This window comes from Micromonospora sp. NPDC047620, from assembly GCF_043205005.1.
Lineage (GTDB): Bacteria > Actinomycetota > Actinomycetes > Mycobacteriales > Micromonosporaceae > Micromonospora.
Window position 1 is genome coordinate 307,546 of sequence record NZ_JBIDDG010000003.1, and the last position, 21,059, is coordinate 328,604.

The 21,059-nt window shown below is 74.3% G+C and carries 2 protein-coding genes; both read left to right on the plus strand.

Annotated elements, in window-relative coordinates:
* Positions 1-28: 28 nt before the first annotated feature.
* The gene (locus ACGF5C_RS05545; protein WP_393296949.1) at positions 29-19,567 is read left to right on the plus strand and encodes a non-ribosomal peptide synthase/polyketide synthase; all 19,539 of its coding nucleotides are present in this window, start codon (positions 29-31) and stop codon (positions 19,565-19,567) included.
* A complete protein-coding gene (gene ccrA / locus ACGF5C_RS05550; RefSeq protein WP_393296951.1) occupies positions 19,551-20,783 on the plus strand; it encodes a crotonyl-CoA carboxylase/reductase in 1,233 nt (410 codons plus the stop codon). The genes ACGF5C_RS05545 and ccrA overlap by 17 nt, the downstream gene beginning before the upstream one ends.
* Positions 20,784-21,059: the final 276 nt, after the last annotated feature.

The following is a 21,059-nucleotide window of genomic DNA, read 5'->3' on the forward strand; positions in this document are numbered from 1 at the left end:
CCCATCGACCGGAAGGCACACCACCGCGATGCAGTCAGGGATCTCGGAGATTCTGCCGTTGTCGCCGTTGCAGGAAGGCCTGCTGTTCCACAGCGTGTACGACGACGGGACCGACGTCTACACGGTGCAGATGGCCCTCGACCTGGCCGGCGAGCTCGACGCCGAGCGCCTGCGGACGGCGGCGGAGGCCCTGCTGGACCGGCATCCCCACCTGCGCGCCGCGTTCCGTTACCAGCGGGCGGACCGCATGCTCGCGGTGGTACCCAAGAAGGCGGTGCTGCCGTGGGTCGTACGCGACCTCGGTGGACTGACGGAGGCCGAGGCCGACGAGGAGTTGCGGCGGCTGGCTGACGACGAGCGGGCGCACCGTTTCGACCTCGGTGCACCGCCGCTCATGCGATTCGTGCTCGCCGCCCGCGGCGTCGGGTGGCACCGGCTGGTCGTCACGATCCACCACATTCTGCTCGACGGCTGGTCGATGCCCTTGCTGCTGCGGGAGCTGTTCGCGCTCTACGGTTCGCGCGGCGACCTGGCTGTGCTGCCGCCCGCCACGCCGTACCGGGAATATCTGAGCTGGCTCGCGGGTCGCGACCGGGACGCTGCGGCGCAGGCCTGGCGGACGGCGTTCGCCGGGGTCGACGAACCGACCCGCCTGGCGCCGACGGACCCGGGCCGGCGCAGCGCGATGCCGGAGCGGCTGGTGCGGCCGCTGCCGGCCGACCTGAGCAGCGCCCTGCGGGAGCGCGCCGCGGCGGCCGGGCTGACGGTAGGCACCGTGCTCCAGACCGCGTGGGCAACGGTACTCGGCGGGCTCACGGGGCGCACCGACGTGGTCTTCGGTGCCATCGTGGCGAGCCGGCCCGCGGAGTTGCCGGGCAGCGAGACGATGATCGGCCTGCTGCTGGACACCGTCCCGGTCCGGGTCCGGCTGAACCCGGCGCGGGCCTGGACGCGGATCGCCGCGCGGCTGCAGGACGAGCAGGCGGGCCTGCGCGAGCACCAGCACCTCGGGCTGGCGCGCATCCAACAGGTCGTCGGCGGGGAACTGTTCGACACCGCGTTCGTCTACGAGAACTACCCGGTCTCCGACCGCGACGCGGAGGTCGCTCCCGGCCTCCGGGTGGTCGGGCTGCACGGGCGCGACGCCACGCACTACCCGCTCACCCTGGTCGCCGCCAACGCCGGCGACGACCTCGTCCTGCGGGTGGACCACCGGGCGGACCTGATCGGCGCGGACGTCGCGGAAGGAGTCCTCGACCGGCTGACGCGCGCACTGACGGCGATGGCCGCCGACCCGGACCTGATCCTCGCCCGCATCGACACCCTCGAACCGGCCGAACGGGAGCGGATCCTGACCGGCTGGAACGACACCGCGCACCCGCTGCCGCCGGCTACCCTGCCGGCGCTGTTCGAGGCCCAGGTCTCGCGCAGCCCGGAGCACCCGGCGTTGGTGTTCGAGGGCGAGACCCTCACGTACGCGCAGTTCAACGAGCGGGCGAACCGCCTGGCGCACCTGCTCGTCGCGCGCGGCGTCGGGCCGGAGCGCACCGTCGCGGTCGCCGTGCCGCGCAGCATCGACCTGCTCGTCGCGCTGTACGCCGTGCACAAGGCCGGTGGCGCCTACCTGCCGCTGGACACCGGCTATCCGGCCGAGCGGCTGGCGTTCATGCTCGCCGACGCCGCACCGGTGTGCGTGCTCACCGTCGGGTCCGTCGCCGGTGCGCTGCCGGGCGGCACGCCTACGGTCGTGCTGGACGACCCGGCGCTGCACGAGCACCTTGCCGCCCAGCCCGCCACCGATCCGGTCACGGCGCTGCTGCCCGGCCATGCGGCGTACGTCATCTACACCTCCGGCTCGACCGGGCGGCCCAAGGGCGTCGTGGTCGCGCACGAGGCCGTCGCGAACCGCCTGCGGTGGGGTCAGGACCGCTACCCCCTCACCGCCGAGGACCGGGTGGTGCAGAAGACCCCGGTCAGCTTCGACGTGTCGGTCTGGGAACTGTTCTGGCCGCTCCAGGCCGGCGCGACCCTGGTGATAGCGCGGCCGGACGGTCACCGCGACGCGGCCTACCTGGCCGAGCTCATCGACCGGGAACGGATCACCACCGTCCACTTCGTGCCGGTCCTGCTCGACGTCTTCCTCCGCGAACCGGCCGCCGCCCGGCTCGGCACGCTGCGCCGGGTGCTGTGTAGCGGCGAGGCGCTGCCCGCCGAGGTCGCCGAGCGGTTCCACCGCACCGTCGACGCCGAGCTGCACAATCTCTACGGGCCCACCGAGGCCGCTGTGGAGATCATCGCCTGCGAGGTCCCGGCGGAGGCGATCGGCCAGGCCGTGCCGATCGGCCGCCCGGTGTGGAACAGCCGGGTGTACGTGCTCGACGCCGCGCTGCGGCCGGTGTCGCCGGGGGTGACCGGCGAGCTGTACCTGGCCGGTGCGCAGCTGGGCCGCGGATACCTGCGCCGGCCCGGCCTCACCGCCGACCGGTTCGTCGCCGATCCGTTCGCGGGCGGCGGCGCACGGATGTACCGCACCGGCGACCTCGTGTCCTGGCGCGCCGACGGCATCCTCGACTACCTCGGTCGGGCCGACGGCCAGGTGAAGGTGCGCGGTCAGCGGGTCGAACTCGGCGAGATCGAGGCGGCGCTCGCCGCGTGCCCGGGAGTGGCCCGCGCGGTGGTGCTGTTCCGCGCCGACCGCTCCGGCGGCCAACGGCTGGTCGCCTACGTGGTTCCCGACGGCCCGACCCCGGCCCTCGCAGGCCTCCAGGAACGCCTGCGGCGGCGGCTACCGGAGTACATGGTGCCGACGGCGCTGGTGACGCTGGACGAGTTCCCGCTCAACCCGAGCGGCAAGCTGGACCGGCGGGCCCTGCCCGCGCCGACGTCCGGTCCCGCCACGACCGGCGCACCACGCACGCCCGAGGAGGCGGTGATCTGCGCGGCCGTCGCGGCCGTCGTCGGCGTCCCGCAGGCCGGCCCGGACGACAACTTCTTCGACCTCGGCGGCGACAGCATCCTCGCCATCGCGCTCGTGGCCCGGCTGCGTAAGGCCGGCGTGCGGCTGACCCCGCGCGACATCTTCCAGAACCCCACCGCGGCCGCGCTGGCGGCGGTCGCCGCCGAGCAGACGCACCCGGATACGGAGCCCGCCGACGACGGTACGGGCGACGCGCCGCTGACCCCGATCATGCACGCGTTCCGCGAGCGTGGCGGGCCGTTCGAGCGGCTGGCCCAGTCGATGCTGTTGCGCGTACCGGCCGGCCTGGACGCCGACCGGCTCGCCGCCGTCCTGCGTGCGGTGCTCGACCACCATCCCGTGCTGCGCGCCCGGCTCGCCGACGGTCAGGACGGCAGGCCGGTGCTGCGGATCGGGCCGCCCGGCAGCGTCGACGCCGCCGGGCTGCTGCGCCGGGTCGACGTCGCGGCCCTCGGCGACGCGGACGCCGTCGCGCTCCTGGCCGGACAGGCCGCGACCGCCAAGGGCGAGCTGGACCCGGCGCACGGGCGGATGGTCCGGGCGGTCTGGTTCGACGCCGGCCCCGACCGGCCCGGCCGGCTGCTGCTGGTGCTGCACCACCTCGTCGTCGACGGGGTCTCCTGGCGGGTGCTGCTGCCCGACCTGGCACAGGCGTGGACCGCGGTCGCGGCGGGGGAGCCGGTCGTCCTGCCGCCCGGCGGCACCTCGTTCCGGCGCTGGGCCACCGCGCTGCAGGCCGCCTCGGCCGATCCGGCGCGGGCGGCCGAGGCCGAGCGGTGGGCGGCGATGCTCCGCGAACCGGAGCCCCTGATCGGTGGCCGGCCGCTGGACTTCACGCGCGACACGGCGCAGACGTTGCGCACCCTCAACCTGGAGCTGCCACCGGCGGTGGCCGGGCCGCTGCTCAGCTCGGTGCCGGCCGCCCTCCACGCCCGGGTCAACGACGTGCTGCTGGCGGCCCTCGCCCTCGCGGTCACGCAGTGGCGCCGCTCCCGCGGCCAGGACAGCCATGCCGGCGTGCTGGTCGACCTGGAGGGGCACGGACGCGGTGAGCTGTTGCCCGGGGCCGACCTGTCCCGGACGGTCGGCTGGTTCACCTCGCTGTACCCCGTCCGCCTCACCGGCGCCCCGGCCGACACGACCGGCCGGTGGGCACCGCAGGCGCTGGACCGTACGGTGGCCGCGGTCAAGGACCTGCTGGCCGGGCTGCCCGACGACGGCCTCGGCTACGGCATTCTCCGCTATGGCGGCGCGGCCGCCGGCGCGCGGCTCGCCGGTTCGCCGCGCCCGCAGATCGGCTTCAACTACCTCGGCCGCATCGGCTCCGGCCCCGCGGACGGCGGCGGGGAATGGCAGCCCGACCCGGCGCTCGCGGCGCTCGGCACCGACCGGGGCGGCGAGCTGCCTCCTGCGCACGCGATCGAGCTGAACCTCTTCGCCCAGGACGGGTCGGACGGCCCCCGGCTGATCACCTCGTTGACCTGGCCGCAGACGCTGCTGGGCGAGGCGGACGTCCGCGAGCTGGGCGAACTCTGGCAGCGTGCGGCCCGCGCGCTGGTGGACCGGGCGGCCGCGCCGGGCGTCGGCGTCGCCGCCCGCGCCGCGTCGGACTTCCCGCTCGTCACGCTGGGCGCCGACGAGATCGCCCAGCTGCTCGGCCAGCACCCGGGCGCCGCCGACCTGCTGCCGCTGGCGCCGCTACAGAAGGGGTTGCTGTTCCACACGCTCTTCGACGAGAACGCGCCTGACGTCTACCTGGTGCAGACGGTCCTGGACATCACCGGGCCGCTGGACAGCGCCGCCCTGCGCGCTGCCGCCGGCGTGGTGCTGCGCCGCCATGACAACCTGCGGGCTGCCTTCTGCCATGAGGGTCTGCGCGAGCCTGTGCAGGTGATCCTCGCCGAGGTGGACACGCCCTGGCGCGAGGTCGACCTGACCGGCCTGCCCGAAGCGGAGATCGCGGCCGAGGCCGACCGGCTCACCCGGGAGGACCGGCGGACCCGCTTCGACCTGGGGCGGGCGCCACTGCTGCGGTTCACCCTGCTGCGCACCGGCCCGCAGCAGCACCGGTTCATCGTCAGCACCCACCACATCCTGGTCGACGGCTGGTCCCGCCCCATCCTGATGGAGGAACTCTTCCTGCTGTACCGGCATGGCGACGGGCGGCGACTGCCGCCGGCCGGCCGCTACCGCGACTTCCTCGCCTGGCTCGCCCGTCACGAGCGCACCGAGGCCGAAGCCCGCTGGCGGGAGGCCCTCGACGGCCTCGACGGGCCGACCCTGCTCGCGCCCGCCGACCGGGCCCGTCGGCCACTGCGCCCGGAGTCGACCTCGATCGAGGTGCCCGAGGCGGAGACCGAGGCGCTGGCGTCGGTCGCCCGCGGGCTCGGCGTCACCGTCAACACCGTCGTGCAGAGCGCCTGGGCGCTGCTGCTGCGCTCGGCCACCGGCCGCGACGACGTCTGCTTCGGCGCCACCGTGGCCGGACGCCCGCCGGAGGTGCCCGGCGTCGAGCGGATGGTGGGCCTGTTCATCAACACCGTGCCGGTCCGGATCCGGCCGCACGCTGCGGACACCCTCGGCGATCTGGCGCGGCGGGTGCAGGCGGAGCAGTCGGCGCTGATGGCGCACCAGCACCTCAGCCTCGCCGACATCCAGCAGCTGGTCGGAGCCGAGGAGCTTTTCGACACCGCGGTGGCGTTCGAGAGCTATCCGGCCCTGCCGACGGCTCCCGACATCGCGGACACCGGACTGCGGATCGAGGCGGTGCCCGGCCGTACCGTCTCGCACTACCCGCTCAGCCTCACCGCCGTACCGGGCACCCGGCTGCACCTGCGGATGAACTACCGGCCCGACCTCTTCACACCGGAGGCCGTCGACGGGCTGCTGGACCGGCTGGTGCGGGTGCTGTCCCGCTTCGCCGGCGATCCCGCCGCCCGGGTCGCCGCCATCGAGCCGCTGCTCGCCGTCGAACGCCGCCGCATGCTCGACGCCGGCGCCGGGCCGTCGCGCGTGGACAGCCCGGGCCGTACCCTGCCTGGCCTGCTGCTCGCCCAGGCCCACCGCACCCCGGACGCCATCGCGCTCGTCGATGCGGCCGAGGCCGTGACCTACGACGCGCTACGCCGCCGGGCGAACCGGCTGGCGCGGGTACTCGTCGCCCGCGGCGCCGAACCGGAGCGGATCGTCGCGCTCGCCGTACCCCGTGGCACCGACCTCGTGGTGGCGCTGCACGCGATCACCCAGACCGGCGCCGCGTACCTGCCCCTGGACACGGACTACCCGGCGGAGCGGGTCGCGTTCATGGCCGCCGACGCCGCGCCGGTCGTGCTCCTCACGACGCGGGAGGTCGCCGCCCGCTGGCGGCTGGCCGACGTGCCCGTCGTCGCCGTCGACGATCCCGCCGTCGCGGCCGAGGTGGACGCCGCGGACGACGATGACCTGACCGACGCCGACCGCACCGCCACACTGCTCGACCGGCACCCCGCGTACGTGATCTACACCTCCGGCTCGACGGGTCGGCCCAAGGGCGTCGTCGTGGAGCACCGGATGCTGGCCGACTACCTCGGGCACGCCGCCCCCGCCTACCCGTCGGCAGCCGGGGTGGCGCTGCTGCACTCGTCGGTGTCGTTCGACATGTCGGTGACCGCACTGCACACCCCGCTGGTGACGGGTGGCTGCGTCCGCCTGGCCGCCATCGAGGACGCGGTCCCGGATCGCGCGCACCCCACCCTGCCCTCCGGCTGGACGCTGTTCAAGGGCACCCCGAGCCACCTGACGCTGATGCAGTCCGCGGCGGTCGACCTGGCGCCGACGCAGGAGCTGCTGCTGGCCGGCGAACCGCTGACCGGCGCTCAGCTCGACGACTGGCGGCAGCGGCACCCGGACGTCGCGGTCCTCAACGTCTACGGCCCGACCGAGACCACCGTCAGCGCCACCGAGCACCGCATCCCGGCCGGTGCGCCGGTCCCGGCGGGCGCCGTGCCGATCGGCCGCCCGCTGCCGAACACCCGCTGCTACGTCCTCGACAGCGGCCTTCGGCTGCTGCCCGCCGGCGCCGTCGGTGAGCTCTATCTCGCCGGAGACCGGGTCGCGCGCGGATACCTGCGCCGCGCCGCCCTGTCGTCGGCACGGTTCGTCGCCGACCCGTTCGGGCCGGCCGGCTCCCGGATGTACCGCACCGGCGACCTGGTCCGGTGGAACGCCGACGGCACGCTCGACTTCGTCGGCCGCGTCGACGACCAGGTGAAGGTGCGCGGCTTCCGGATCGAGCCGGGCGAGATCGAGGCCACGCTGAGCCGCCATCCCCGCATCGCCCGCGCCGCCGTGATCGTGCGCGAGGACCTGCCGGGCGACCGGCGCCTGGTGGCGTACGTGGTCGGGCGCGACGGGCACCGGCCGGTGGCCGCCGAGGTCCGCCGGTTCGTCGGTGAGAGCCTTCCCGAGTACATGGTGCCGCAGACCGTGGTCGCCCTGGACGAGCTGCCGCTGACCCCCAACGGCAAGGTGGACCGGCAGGCCCTGCCGGTGCCGGTCGTGGGCGGGCTGGCCGAGGCGCGCCCGCCGCGCAACCCGCAGGAGGAGATCCTCTGCGGTCTGTTCGCCGAGGTGCTCGGCATCGGCCGGGTCGGCGTGGACGAGAACTTCTTCGAGCTGGGCGGGCACTCGCTGTCGGCGACCCGGCTGGTCGGCCGGGTCCGGGCCACGTTCGGCGCGGAGCTGCCGATCCGGGCGCTGTTCGAGACGCCGACGGCCGCGGGCGTGGCCCGCCGGCTCGCCGAGTCGGCCGGGCGGGGTCGGGCGCCGGTCGTGGCCGTGCCGCGCACGGGCACCGTGCCGTTGTCCTTCGCGCAGCGCCGGCTGTGGTTCCTCAACGAGCTGGAGAGCGCGAGCCCGCTGTACAGCATCCCGATGGTGCTGCGGCTACGCGGCGATCTCGACCGCGACGCCCTGCTCGCCGCGCTGCGCGACGTGGTCGTGCGGCACGAGAGTCTCCGCACACTGTTCCCGGAGGCCGACGGCGAGCCGCGGCAGCTCATCCTCGACCCGGCACGGGCGGCGGGGATGGTGGCGCTTCCGCTGGCCGAGCCGGGGCCCGGCGGCGTGGCGGCCGAGGTGCAGGCCTTGATCCGGCGCGGGTTCCGGCTCGCCGAGGAGCTGCCCCTGCGGGCGGTGCTGTTGGCCATGGGCCCCGGCGAGCACGTGCTCGTCGCGGTGCTGCACCACATCGCCGGCGACGGCTGGTCGATGCGGCCGCTGGCCCGCGACCTCGCCCTCGCCTACACCGCGCGGCGCGACGACCGGGTCCCCGACCTGCCGGCGCTCCCTGCCCAGTACGCGGACTACGCGGCCTGGCAGCGGGAGTGGCTCGGCGACGAGGACGATCCGGACAGCCCGATCGCCCGGCAGCGCGATTACTGGACCACCGTCCTCGCCGGGCTCCCCGAGGAACTGGACCTGCCGGTCGACCGGCGCCGTCCGGCCGTGTCGTCGTACCAGGGAGGCAAGATCCGATTCACCCTCGACGCGGAGCTGCACAAGCAGCTCGGCGTCCTGGCCCGGCGGAACAAGGCCAGCCTCTTCATGGTGTTGCAGGCGGGCCTCGCCGCGCTGCTGACCCGGCTCGGCGCCGGCACCGACATCCCGGTCGGCAGCCCGATCGCCGGGCGGACCGACAGCACCCTCGACGACCTCGTCGGCTTCTTCATCAACACCCTGGTGCTGCGCACGAGCACCGCCGGCAACCCGAGCGCGCAGGAGCTGATCGCCCGCGTCCGGGAGACCGACCTGGCCGCGTACGAGCACCAGGACCTGCCCTTCGAACGGCTCGTCGAGGTGCTCAACCCGGCACGCTCCCTCTCCCGGCACCCGTTGTTCCAGGTCATGCTGTCGTTGCAGAACACCCCCGAGGCGAGCATCCAGCTGCCCGGGCTGAGCCTCAGCGCGGTGGCCGGAGCTGCCGACGTGGCGAAGTTCGACCTGTCGTTCGCGATGGGGGAGCGGCGGGGCGCCGGCGGGCAGGCCGAGGGGATCGAGGGCGTCGTGGAGTACAGCGCCGACCTCTTCGACGCCTCCACCGTGGACACCATGCTCCAGCGGTACGTCCGGGTGCTGCGCGCGTTCGTCGCCGACCCGGCCGCCCGGATCGGCGCGCTGGACGTGCTCACCGCACCGGAGCGGGACTTGCTCACCGCCGCGGCCGAAGCGGTGCGTGAGCGGACGTCGACCCTCGACGGCCTCGTCACCGCGCAGGCCAGCCGCACGCCCGACGCGGTCGCCGTGGTGTACGGCGACACCGAGGTGACCTACGCCGAGCTGGTGCGGCGGGCGAACCGGCTGGCGCACGCGCTTGCCGACCGCGGCGCCGGGCCGGAGAAGACCGTCGCCGTCGCCGTGCCCCGCTCGGTCGACCTGGTGGTCGCCATCCTCGCCACGCTGAAGACCGGCGCCGCGTACCTGCCGTTGGACACCGAGCACCCGCCGGAGCGGATCGCCTATCTGCTCTCCGACGCGGATCCCGTCCTGCTGGTCACCGCCGCCGAAGTCGCCGACCGGTGGCCGCGGATCGCGGACCGTGCGGTCCTGGTCCTCGACCGTGAGGATCTGACCCGGCTGCCCACCGCCGAACCCCCGGTCGCGCGGCACCCCGCCAACCCGGCGTACGTGATCTACACGTCCGGTTCGACCGGCCGCCCCAAGGGCGTCGTCGTCGAGCACCGCACTGTCGTGCCGATCATCGAGGCGTCCGTGCGGGCGTTCGGCGCGGGTCCCGGCCGGACCGTGCTCCAGCACGCCTCGGCCGGATTCGACAACTCCGTCTGGGAGACGTTCATCGCCCTCGGGTCCGGTGCCACCCTGTGCCTCGGCCCGGCCCAGGCGATGGTCTCCGGCGAGGACCTGGCGGAGCTCATCCAGCGTCACGGCGTCGACCTGGCCGTCCTGGTGCCGTCGGTGCTGGCGTTGGTCGACCGGGACCGGGTGCCGGGCCTGCACACGCTGCTCGTCGGCGGCGAGGCCCTCCCGCCCGCGCTCGCGCAGCGGTGGGCCGGCGGCCGGAGGATGTTCAACACCTACGGGCCGACCGAGGCGTCGATTCACTGCACGCTGGGCCGGCTGACGCCGGCGAACGCGGGCGGCACGCCGATCGGCAGGCCCAACGACGGCGTCACCGTACGCCTGCTCGATGCCTGCCTCCAGCCGGTACCCGCCGGGGTCGTCGGTGAGATGTACATCAGCGGCGTCGGGGTCGCCCGTGGCTACCACCGGCGGCCCGGTCTGACCGCGGGTCGGTTCGTCGCCGACCCCTACGGTCCGCCCGGCGCCCGCATGTACCGCACGGGGGACCTGGCGCGACGCGACGCCGAGGGTGACCTCTTCTTCGCCGGCCGCGCCGACGACCAGGTCAAGGTCCGCGGTGTGCGGATCGAGCTGGGCGAGATCGAGACGGTTCTGGCCGCGCACCCGGCGGTGGACCGGGCCGCCGTCGCCGTGCACGCCGATCGTCTCGTCGGCTACGCGGTCCCGGCGGCCGGCGCCACGCTGCCGTCGCCGGCCGAGCTTCGCCGGCACCTGCGGCGCACGCTGCCGGAGCAGCTCGTCCCCGCGGTGTTCCTGGGGTTGGACGCGTTGCCGCTCAACGCGAACGGCAAGCTCGACCGCAAGGCCCTGCCCGTACCCGAGCTGCCGTCCGCACCGGCCGGGCGGGGCCCGTCCGATCCGCGCGAGGACCTGCTCTGCACGCTGTTCGCCGAGGTGCTGGGTGTGGCCCGGGTCGGCGTCGACGACAACTTCTTCGAGTCGGGCGGTCACTCCCTGGCGGCGACCCGGCTGGTGAGCCGGATCCGCTCGGCCTTCGGCGAGGAGGTGCCGGTCCGTCAGGTCTTCGAGACCCCCACGGTGGCGGCGCTGGCCCGCAGGCTGACCGGTGGGGCGCCTGCCCGCCCGCCCCTGGAGGTGGTGGCGCGGCCGGAGCGGATCCCGCTGTCCTACGCCCAGCGTCGGCTCTGGCTGATCAACCAGTTGGAGGGGCCGAGCGCCACCTACAACGTGCCGATGGTGCTGCGGCTGCGCGGCGACCTCGACGCCGACGCGCTGCGGCAGGCATTCGCCGACGTGGCGGGCCGGCACGAGAGCCTGCGAACGGTCTTCCGTGAGATCGATCAGGAGCCGTTCCAGGTGGTCCTGCCTGCCACGGCGGCCGTCCCCGCCCTTCCGGTGCTGCACCCCGCGCCGGGCGACGCCGATCGTTGCGTCCGCGAACAACTCGACCGCGCCTTCGACCTGGCGGCCGAACCGCCGGTGCGCGCCGCTGTGGTGGCCCTCGGCCCGCTCGAGCACCTGCTCGTCGTGACCTGTCACCACATCGCCACCGACGGCTGGTCGGCCGGGCCGCTCGCGCGTGACCTGGCGGAGGCCTACGCCGCCCGGCGCACCGGGAATGCCCCCGGATGGCAGCCGTTGCCGGTGCAGTACGCCGACTACGCGCTCTGGCAGCACCGGTGGCTGGGCAGTGAAAGCGACCCGGACAGCCCGATCGCCCAGCAGCTGGCCTACTGGACCAAGACCCTGGCCGCGCTGCCCGAGGAGCTGACGCTGCCCTTCGACCACCCGCGGCCCGCGGCGCTGTCCCACCGCGGCGGCACCGTCCCGCTCGTCCTCGACGCCGGGCTGCACGCCCGGGTGACCGCCGTGGCGCGGTCGACGGGGACGAGTGTGTTCATGGTGGTGCAGGCGGCGCTGGCGGCGTTGCTGACCCGGTTGGGTGCGGGGTCGGACGTGCCGATCGGTACGCCGGTGGCGGGCCGGTCCGACGACGCGCTCGACGAGTTGGTGGGGTTCTTCGTCAACACGGTGGTGTTGCGGACGGACACGAGTGGGGATCCGTCGTTCCGGGAGTTGTTGGGCCGGGTGCGGGAGGCCGACCTGGCGGCGTACGGGTATCAGGATCTGCCGTTCGAGCGTCTGGTGGAGGTGCTCAACCCGGTGCGGTCCCTGGCGCGGCATCCGCTCTTCCAGGTCATGCTGTCGCTGCAACCGGCGAGCGCACCCGCCGCCGTCGCGCCCAGCCTCGACTCCGCCGGCCTCAAGGCCGAGAGCGATCAGCTCGACACCGCAACCGGACCCACGTCGGCGAAGTTCGACCTGTCGGTGCGGTTGGCCGAGAGCTCCGGCCCCGACGGCCGGCCCGCCGGGATGACCGGCACCCTCGCCTACGCCGAGGACCTGTTCGAACGCGGCACCGCACAGACGATCGCTTCCCGGTTCGTACGCCTGCTCGACGCCGTCCTGCGGGAACCCGATCAGCGGATCGGCGCGGTGGACCTGCTCGACGCCGACGAGCGCCGGGAACTGCTCGCCGAGTGGCAGCACGAGGCCAGCCCGGCACCGGACGTCCTCGTGCCCGACCTGGTCCAGGCGCAGGCCGCCCGCACGCCGGACGCGCCGGCGGTGGAGTTCGGCACCGAGGTGGTCTCCTACGCCGAGCTCAACGCCCGCGCCAACCGCCTCGCCCGCCTGCTGCGCGACCACGGGGCCGGACCGGAGCAGCTCGTCGCGCTCGCCGTGCCGCGCTCGGTCGACATGGTCGTCGCCGTGCTGGCGGTGCTCAAGAGCGGTGCGGCCTACCTGCCGATCGATCCGGACTATCCGGCCGAGCGCATCGCACTGATGCTCACCGACGCCACGCCGGCCGTGCTGGTCACCACCTCAGCGGTCGCGGGGCAGCTGCCCGTCGCCGCCGCCCGCCGGCTCCTGCTCGACGACGCGGGCGTGCGCGCCGACCTCGCCGCCCGGGCGGACAGCGACCTGACCGACGCCGACCGAACGGCGCCGCTGACTGCCGACCATCCCGCCTACGTCATCTACACCTCCGGGTCGACCGGTCGCCCCAAGGGGGTCGTGCTGACCCATCGAGGCATTCCCAATCTGGTCCTGACCCGAAAGGTCGCGTACGACCTCGGTCCCGGCGCACGGTTGCTCCAGTTCGCATCCCTGAGCTTCGACTCCGCGCTGTCGGAGCTGTGCGCGCCGCTGGTCTCCGGCGCGTGCATCGTGCTCGGGATCGCCGACCGGCTCGTGCAGTTGGCCAACCTTCCGGAGCTGATCGCCGAGCGGCAGGTCAGCCACGTGACGTTGCCGCCCGCGGTGCTCAGCAGGCTCTCCGTCGGCAGCCTGCCGTCGGTGCGCACGCTGGCCGTCGTCGGCGAGGCACCGCCGGCCGATCTGGCGGCCGGCTGGGCGACGGAACGGCGGATGTTCAACGCGTACGGACCCACCGAGGCGACGGTCTGCGCGACGATGACCGAACCCCTCGAGGCGCGCGTGGGGGTGCCGCCGATCGGACGGCCGTTGCCCAACACCCGGGCGTACGTCCTCGACGCCCAGCTGAACCCGGTCCCGGCCGGGGTCCCGGGCGAGCTGTACCTCTCCGGCATCAACCTTGCCCGGGGTTACCTCGGACAGAGCGGGCTCACCGCGGACCGGTTCGTCGCCGATCCCTTCGGCGGGCCGGGCGAGCGGATGTACCGCACCGGCGACCTGGTCCGCCGGCGCGCCGACGGCCAGCTGGACTTTCTCGGCCGGGCCGACCACCAGGTGAAGCTGCGCGGCTTCCGGATCGAGTTGGGCGAGATCGAGGCGGCACTGGCCACCGCGCCGGGTGTGGCGCAGGCGCTCGTGCTGGTGCGAACGGGTGCTGCCGGCGACCGGCGCCTGGTCGCCTACGTCGTCGCGCGCCCGGGCGCCGACCCGGGTGAGCCGGAGCTGCGTGCCCACCTGGCCGGAATGCTGCCCGACTACATGGTCCCGTCGGCCTTCGTGCGCATGCCCGAACTGCCGCTGACGGTCAACGGCAAGGTCGACCGGGCCGCCCTGCCCGCGCCCCGTGACCCCTCCGGCCCCCGGCGGGAGCCCGCCGACGGTCGCGAGGCGCAGCTCTGCGCGCTCGTCGCCGGCGTGCTGGGGCTGGACGGGGTCGGCGTGGACGACAACTTCTTCGCGATCGGCGGCGACAGCATCGTCGCCATCCAGCTGGTCAGCCGGGCGCGCGCCACCGGACTGCTGTTCACCCCGCGCGACATCTTCCGGCACCAGACCGTCGCCGCCCTCGCCGCTGTCGTCACCGAGGCCGACCCGCCGGACGCGGCGGCCGACGACGGCACCGGCACGGTGCCGCCGACGCCGATCGTGTCGTGGCTGCGCGGGCTCACCGGCCCCATCGAGGGCCTGAACCAGTCGAGGCTGCTGCGGGTTCCGGGCGGTGTCGGGCTGGACCGGCTCACCCGCGCGGTGCAGGCCGTCGTGGACAACCACGACGCGCTGCGGATCCGCCTGCACCGGCGTCCGAACGCCTGGGAACTGTCGGTCGGGCCGCGCGGCAGCGTGGCCGCCACCGACCGGGTGCGCCGGGTCGACGTGGCGGGCCTGGACACGGCGGCCCTGCGCGAGGCGCTCGGCACCCACGGCGAGGCGGCCCGCCGCCGGCTCGACCCGGACGCCGGAGCGGTCGCCGAGGTCGTCTGGTTCGACGCCGGGCCGCAGACGCCGGGCCGGCTGCTGATCGTTGCGCACCACCTCGTCGTCGACCGGGTCTCCTGGAGCGTCCTGCTGCCCGACCTGGCTGCGGCGTGGGGGTCGGCGACCGGTGACGAGCCCGTCGTGCTCCCGCCGGTGCCCACCTCGCTGCGCCGCTGGGCGTTGGCGCTGCGCGAGGCGGCGCACGATCCGCGACGGGTGGCCGAACTGCCGCTGTGGTCGCGGATGCTGGCCTGTCCGGAGCCGCCGCTCGGTGCCCGGGCGCTCGATCCCGGCCGCGACGTGCGCGGCACGGCGCAGGCCGTCACCGCCGAGCTGCCGGCCGAGGTCACCGCTGCGTTGCTGACGTCCGTCCCGGCCGCGTTCCACGCGCAGCCGAACGAGGTCCTGCTGACCGGGCTCGCCCTGGCCGTGGCCCGGTGGCGGCAACGGCGCGGCACCGTCGCGTCGGCGGTGGTCGTCGACGTCGAGGGCCACGGCCGCGAGGACGCGGGTGTGGGTGCGGGTCTGGACGTGACCCGCACCGTGGGCTGGTTCACCACGATGTACCCGGTCGCGGTGGACCTTGGCGGCATCGACCCGGATGGTGCGCCCGACGCCGGCACGCTCCTCAAGCGCGTCAAGGAGACCCTGCGTGCGCTGCCGGACAACGGCCTGGGCTACGGGTTGCTGCGCCACCTCAACCCGGACACCGCCGCGGTGCTCGCCCCGCTCGCCGGGCCGCAGATCGGCTTCAACTACCTTGGCCGTTCCGGCGGTGCCGCGTCCGTCGGCACCGGCACCGACACCGGCTGGTCGCCGGCCCCCGCCGACGAACTCCGACTGCCCGGCAGCGATCCCGGCCTGGCCGTCTCGCACGTACTGGACATCAGCGCCATCACCCGCGACGAGGCCGGCGGTCCGCGGCTGCTCACCCGCTGGAGTTGGCCGGCGGGCATGTTCAACGCCGCCGAGGTGCGGGAGCTGACCGAGCTGTGGCACGCGGCGCTCACCGCGTTGGTGGAGTGCGCCGGCCGGCCCGGCGGCGGTGGGCACACCCCATCGGACTTCCCGCTCGTCGACCTCACCCAGCAGGACCTCGACGCGCTGCAGGAAGACCCGGCCGGGCTGGCCGACGTGCTGCCGCTCGCGCCGCTGCAGGAGGGCCTGCTCTTCCACCTCCACCACCGCGGCGACGGGCCGGACCCGTACCTGGTGCAGCTCGCCGTGGACTGCGAGGGTGACCTCGACCCGGCGGCGCTGCGGGCGGCCGGTGCGGCGTTGCTGGAGCGCCACCCGAACCTGCGCGCCGGATTCCGATACCTGATCGATGGCGCCGCGGTGCAGTACGTGCGCGAGCGTGTCGAGCTGCCGTGGACCGAGGTCGACGTCACATCCCTGCCCGAGGGGGAGCGCGACGCCGCGCTGGACCGGCTGGCGGCCGCCGAACGCGCGGCCGGTTTCGACCCGGACCGTCCACCGCTGCTGCGCCTGCTGCTCGCGCGGATCGCCGACCGGCGGTACCGACTGGTCCTCACCAACCACCACATCCTCTTCGACGGCTGGTCGGCGCCGCTGCTGCTGCGCGACCTGGTCGGGCTCTACGCCGTTGGAGGGTCGGCCGCCGGTCTGCCGCCGGCCGTGGACTTCCGCCGCTACCTGCGCTGGCTCGCCGGGCAGGACCGAGCCGGCACCGAGGCGGCCTGGCGTCAGGCGCTGTCCGGCGTCACCGAGGCGACCCGGCTCAGCCGGCCCGATCCCGGCCCGGCCGACCGGCTGCCCGAGCGGCTCCTCGCCGACCTGCCGGCCGACGTCGCCACGGCGGTGCAACGCCGGGCCGCCGCGACCGGGGTGACCCTCAACACCGTGCTCCAGACCGCCTGGGCGGTCGTGCTGGGCGGGATGACCGGCCGCCGGGACGTCGTGTTCGGCGCCACCGTGTCCGGCCGGCCGCCGGAGCTGCCCGGCATCGAGAGGATGGTCGGTCTGTTCATCAACACCGTGCCGGTCCGGGTGCGCCTCGACCCGGGCGCGCCGTGGCCGCAGGCGCTGCGGCGGGTGCAGGACGAACAGTCGGAACTGACCCCGCACCAGTACCTCGGCCTGGCGCACATCCAGCGGCTGGCCGGCATCGGTGACCTGTTCGACACGGCGTTCGTGTTCGAGAACTACCCGATCGACGCCGCGGGGGACGACGCCACGGGCACCCCGGAGGGCCTCCGGGTCACCCGGGTCGACGGCCGTGACTCCGCGCACTACCCGGTCGTCGTGGCCGCCTCACCGGCCCGTGGCGGGCTGCGGCTGCGGCTGGACTACCGGTGCGACCTGTTCTCTGTGGAGACCGCCAGAGAACTGCTGGGACGGCTGGAGCGAGTGCTCGCGGCCACCGCGGCCGACTGGGACCAGCCGGTGGGCCGTCTCGGCCTGCTCGACGAGACCGAACGGCACACCCTGCTGGTCGAGTGGAACGCCACGCGACAGCCGGCCGGCGACGGCCCGCAGACGATCACCGACGCCTTCGCACGGGCGGCGGCAGAGCGGCCGGACGCGCCCGCGCTGAAGCTGGGCGGGCAGGCCCTGACCTACCGGGAACTCGACTCGGCCGCCACCCGGCTGGCTCGCCGCCTCGTCGGCCTGGGCCTGCGGCCGGACCAGCGGGTGGGGCTGCTGTTCGAGCGCTCGGTCGAGCTGGTGGTCGCCGCGCTCGCGGTCGGCCGGGCAGGCGGTGCCTACGTCCCGCTCGACCCGAAACACCCCGCCGCCCGGCAGCGGCTGATCCTGGGCGAGACCGCGGCGCCGTTCCTGCTCACTGGCGCCGACCGCACAGACGACTGGCTCGCCGGGCTGAACGGCCGGGTGACGGTCGTCCCGGTGACGCTCGACGATCCCGCCGCCACCGGCAACACGTCCGGTCCTGACGCCCTGCCGCCGGTCGCGCCGGACCAGGTCGCCTACGTCATGTACACGTCGGGTTCGACAGGGCTGCCGAAGGGGGCTGCGGTCACCCACCGCGACGTCGTCGAGCTGGCGACCGACCGGTGCTGGCGTACCGGCAGCCAGGAACGCGTGCTGTTCCACTCACCGCACGCCTGGGACGCCTCGACGCTGGAATGGTGGGTGCCGCTGCTCAACGGCGGCGAGGTCGTCGTCGCCCCGCCACAAGCGCTGGACACCGCGGTGCTGCGCGACCTGATCGTCGGCGAGCGGATCACCGGCCTGTGGCTGTCGGCCGGGCTGTTCCGGCTGCTGGCCGAGGAGGATCCGGCCTGCTTCGCGGGTCTGCGCGAGGTCCGCACCGGTGGCGACGTGGTCTCCGCCGACGCGGTACGCGCGGTGCTCGCGGCGTGCCCGCAGACCGTGGTGACCAACGGCTACGGGCCGACCGAGGCGACGGTCTTCGCGGTACACCACGCGATGCGCCAGGGCGACCCGGTGGGCGACACCGTGCCGATCGGCCGGCTGCTGGACAACATGCGCGGCTACGTCCTCGACGCGTTCGTCCGCCCGGTGCCGGTCGGCGTCGCGGGAGAGCTGTACCTCGCCGGATCCGGTCTGGCGCAGGGCTACGAGCGGGATCCGGCCACGACGGCGCGCTGGTTCCCGGCCGATCCTTTCGGGCCGCCCGGCACCCGGATGTACCGGACCGGCGACCTGGTCCGGTGGCGGTCGGACGGGCGGCTCGAGTTCGTCGGCCGGGTCGACGACCAGGTGAAGATCCGCGGTTTCCGGATCGAGACCGGCGAGATCGAGACCGCCCTGGCCGGCCACCCCGCGATCGGGCAGGCCGCCGTCCTGGCCCAGGAGTACCGGCCGGGCGACCGGCGGCTCGTGGCCTACCTGGTGGCGGCGCCCGGCGCCACGGTGCCGGAGTCACCGGTGCTGGTGGAGCACCTGCGCGGGTCGCTGCCCGACTACATGGTGCCCTCGGCGTTCGTGACGCTGCACCGGTTGCCGCTGACCAGCAACGCCAAGCTGGACCGCGCCGCGTTGCCGCTGCCGTCGGCCGGTAGCGGGGCTGGCCGGTCACCGCGTACCCCACGCGAGGTGCTGTTGTGCGCGGTCTTCGCGGAGGTCCTCGGCATCGAGCGGGTGCGGCTGGACGACGACTTCTTCGCGCTGGGCGGCAACTCGTTGCTCGCCGCCGCGCTGCTGACCCGGCTGCGAACGGTCTTCGGCGCGGGGCTGAGCATCCAGGCGCTGTTCGCCGGGCCCACCCCGGCGCGGGTCGCCGAGGCGCTGGACGACTCGGCGGCCGGCACCGCCGACAGCTTCGCCGTGCTGCTTCCGCTACGGGCCGCGGGTGACCGGCCGCCGCTGTTCTGCGTGCACGCCGGTGGTGGCCTGAGCTGGCGCTACTACGGGCTGCTGCGTCACCTACCGCCCGGTCAGCCCGTGTACGGGCTCCAGGCCCGCGCCTACAGCACTGCCGGGTACCACCCGGCCGACGTGGCGGAGATGGCCGCCGACTACGTGGCGCAGCTGCGGGCGGTCCAGCCGCACGGGCCCTACCACCTCATCGGCTGGTCCTTCGGCGGCCTGGTGGCACACGCCATGGCGACGGCGTTGCAGGCGACGGGGGAGCGGGTCGAGCTGCTGGCGCTGCTGGACGCGTTCCCGGCGCGCGACGGCGACGACATCGTCGTGCCCGCTGCCGAAGATGTCCTACCGGTGCTGCTGGAGGCCGCGGACGTCACACTCGACCCCACCGGGACGGAAGGGCTGACCGTGGCCCGGGCCGCCGAGGAACTCCGGGAGCGCGGCGGGCCGCTCGGCGACCTGCTCGCCGACCGGGTGGAGACCGTGCTCAAGACGTTCCGCACCGGCTTGCGCCTTCGCCGGTCGTACCGACCAGAGGTCTTCGACGGCGATCTGCACCTGTTCGTCGCGGACGGGACCGACCCGGGCGCGGCGGTGGCCCGGTGGAAGCCGTTCGTCACCGGCCGGACGACCAGCCACGCGCTGCCGTTCGCGCACAGCGACCTGCTGCGCCCGGAAGCTCTCGCCGTCGTCGTCGAGAGGCTCGGCGACCGGCTTCCACACCGTACGAGAAGGGATGTGACCGATGCAGGAGCTTCATGACCTGGGTACGACCGCGCCGTTGGGCGAGGTCCCGCGATTCATGCACGCGGCGCTGATCCGCCGCAGCCGGTACGGCCAGCCGGCGAAGGCGTTCGAGATCGAGGTCGTCGAGGTGCCGCCGGTCGGCCCGAAGCAGGTCCTGGTCTCGGTCATGGCGGCCGGCATCAACTACAACGGCGTGTGGGCGGCGCTCGGCGCACCCGCCGACGTGATCGCCCTTCGGCAGAAGAAGGGCGACCCGCACGACTTCCACATCGCCGGCACCGAGGGTTCCGGTGTGGTCTACGCCGTCGGCTCCGAGGTCACCCAGTTCCGCGTGGGCGACCATGTCATCTTCGGTGGCCTGCAGTGGAACGAGTCCGCGCCCGACATCCGTCTCGGGGTGGATCCGACCGCATCGCGGTCCCAGGTCGCCTGGGGCTACGAGAGCAACTTCGGGGCCTTCTCGCAGTACTGCCTGGTCGACGAGTACCAGTGTTATGCCAAGCCGCCCGCTCTCACGTGGGAGGGCGCCGGCGCGATGATCGGCTGCGCGGCGACCGCCTACCGACAGCTGTTCGGGTGGCATCCGCACACGGTGCAACCCGGTGACCCGGTGCTGGTGTGGGGCGGCGCGGGCGGTCTGGGGTCGATGGCGATCCAGTTGGTGAGCCAGTTCGGTGGCCGGCCGGTCGCTGTGGTGTCCAGCGAGGCCAAGGCCGAGCACTGCCGGCGGCTGGGCGCGGTCGGGGTGATCGACCGGTCCGAGTTCGACCACTGGGGCCGGATGCCCGACCAGGACACGCCGGAGTACGCGAGGTGGATGGCCGGCGTGCGGGCCTTCGGGCGCAGGTTCTGGGAGGTGCTCGGTGAGCGCCGCAACCCGCGGATCGTCTTCGAGCACCCGGGCCGCGACACGCTGCCGACGTCGGTGTACCTGTGCGACAACGCGGGCATGGTGGTGACCTGCGCCGGAACGAGTGGCTACAACGGGGACCTGGATCTGCGGTTCCTCTGGATGCACCAGAAGCGGTTGCAGGGCTCGCACGCGGCGAACGTCCGTGAGACGGCGGCGATGGTCCAGTTGGCCGGCGCGGGCCGGCTGGATCCGTGCGTGACGGTGGCCGAGCCGATCAGCGAGATCGGTTCGCTGCACCAGGCCCTGTACGAGAACCGGCACGAGCCGGGGAACATGGCCGTGCTGATCGGTGCGTCGGCACCTGGGCAGACAGGCTGAACAGCGCGACGCGGGACGGGCCATGGCGGGCCGTTCCGCGTTCGCGCCGAAGAGCTGTCGGTGAGTGTCGGGTCACCGGAGAACGACTTCGGGTGGGATTCGTCGTCGAGGAGTCGGGCTGCCGTCCCGGTCGGGGCCTTGCGGTCCGACGTCCTCGCCGGCGAGGCGGGCGGCAATCAGCCTGGTCATGGCTTCGACACGGTTGATGTGGCCGGCGTCGCCCCTCCAGGCCGAGCGTGGGCGCGGCCAGATCGTGGTGGTGGGCGGTTGTCCGGG

Excerpts from the sequence above, each read along its gene's own strand:
- ccrA (WP_393296951.1), top strand. The coding sequence starts at position 19,551 with ATGCAGGAGCTTCATGACCTGGGTACGACCGCGCCGTTGGGCGAGGTC.
- ACGF5C_RS05545 (WP_393296949.1), top strand. The coding sequence starts at position 29 with ATGCAGTCAGGGATCTCGGAGATTCTGCCGTTGTCGCCGTTGCAGGAA.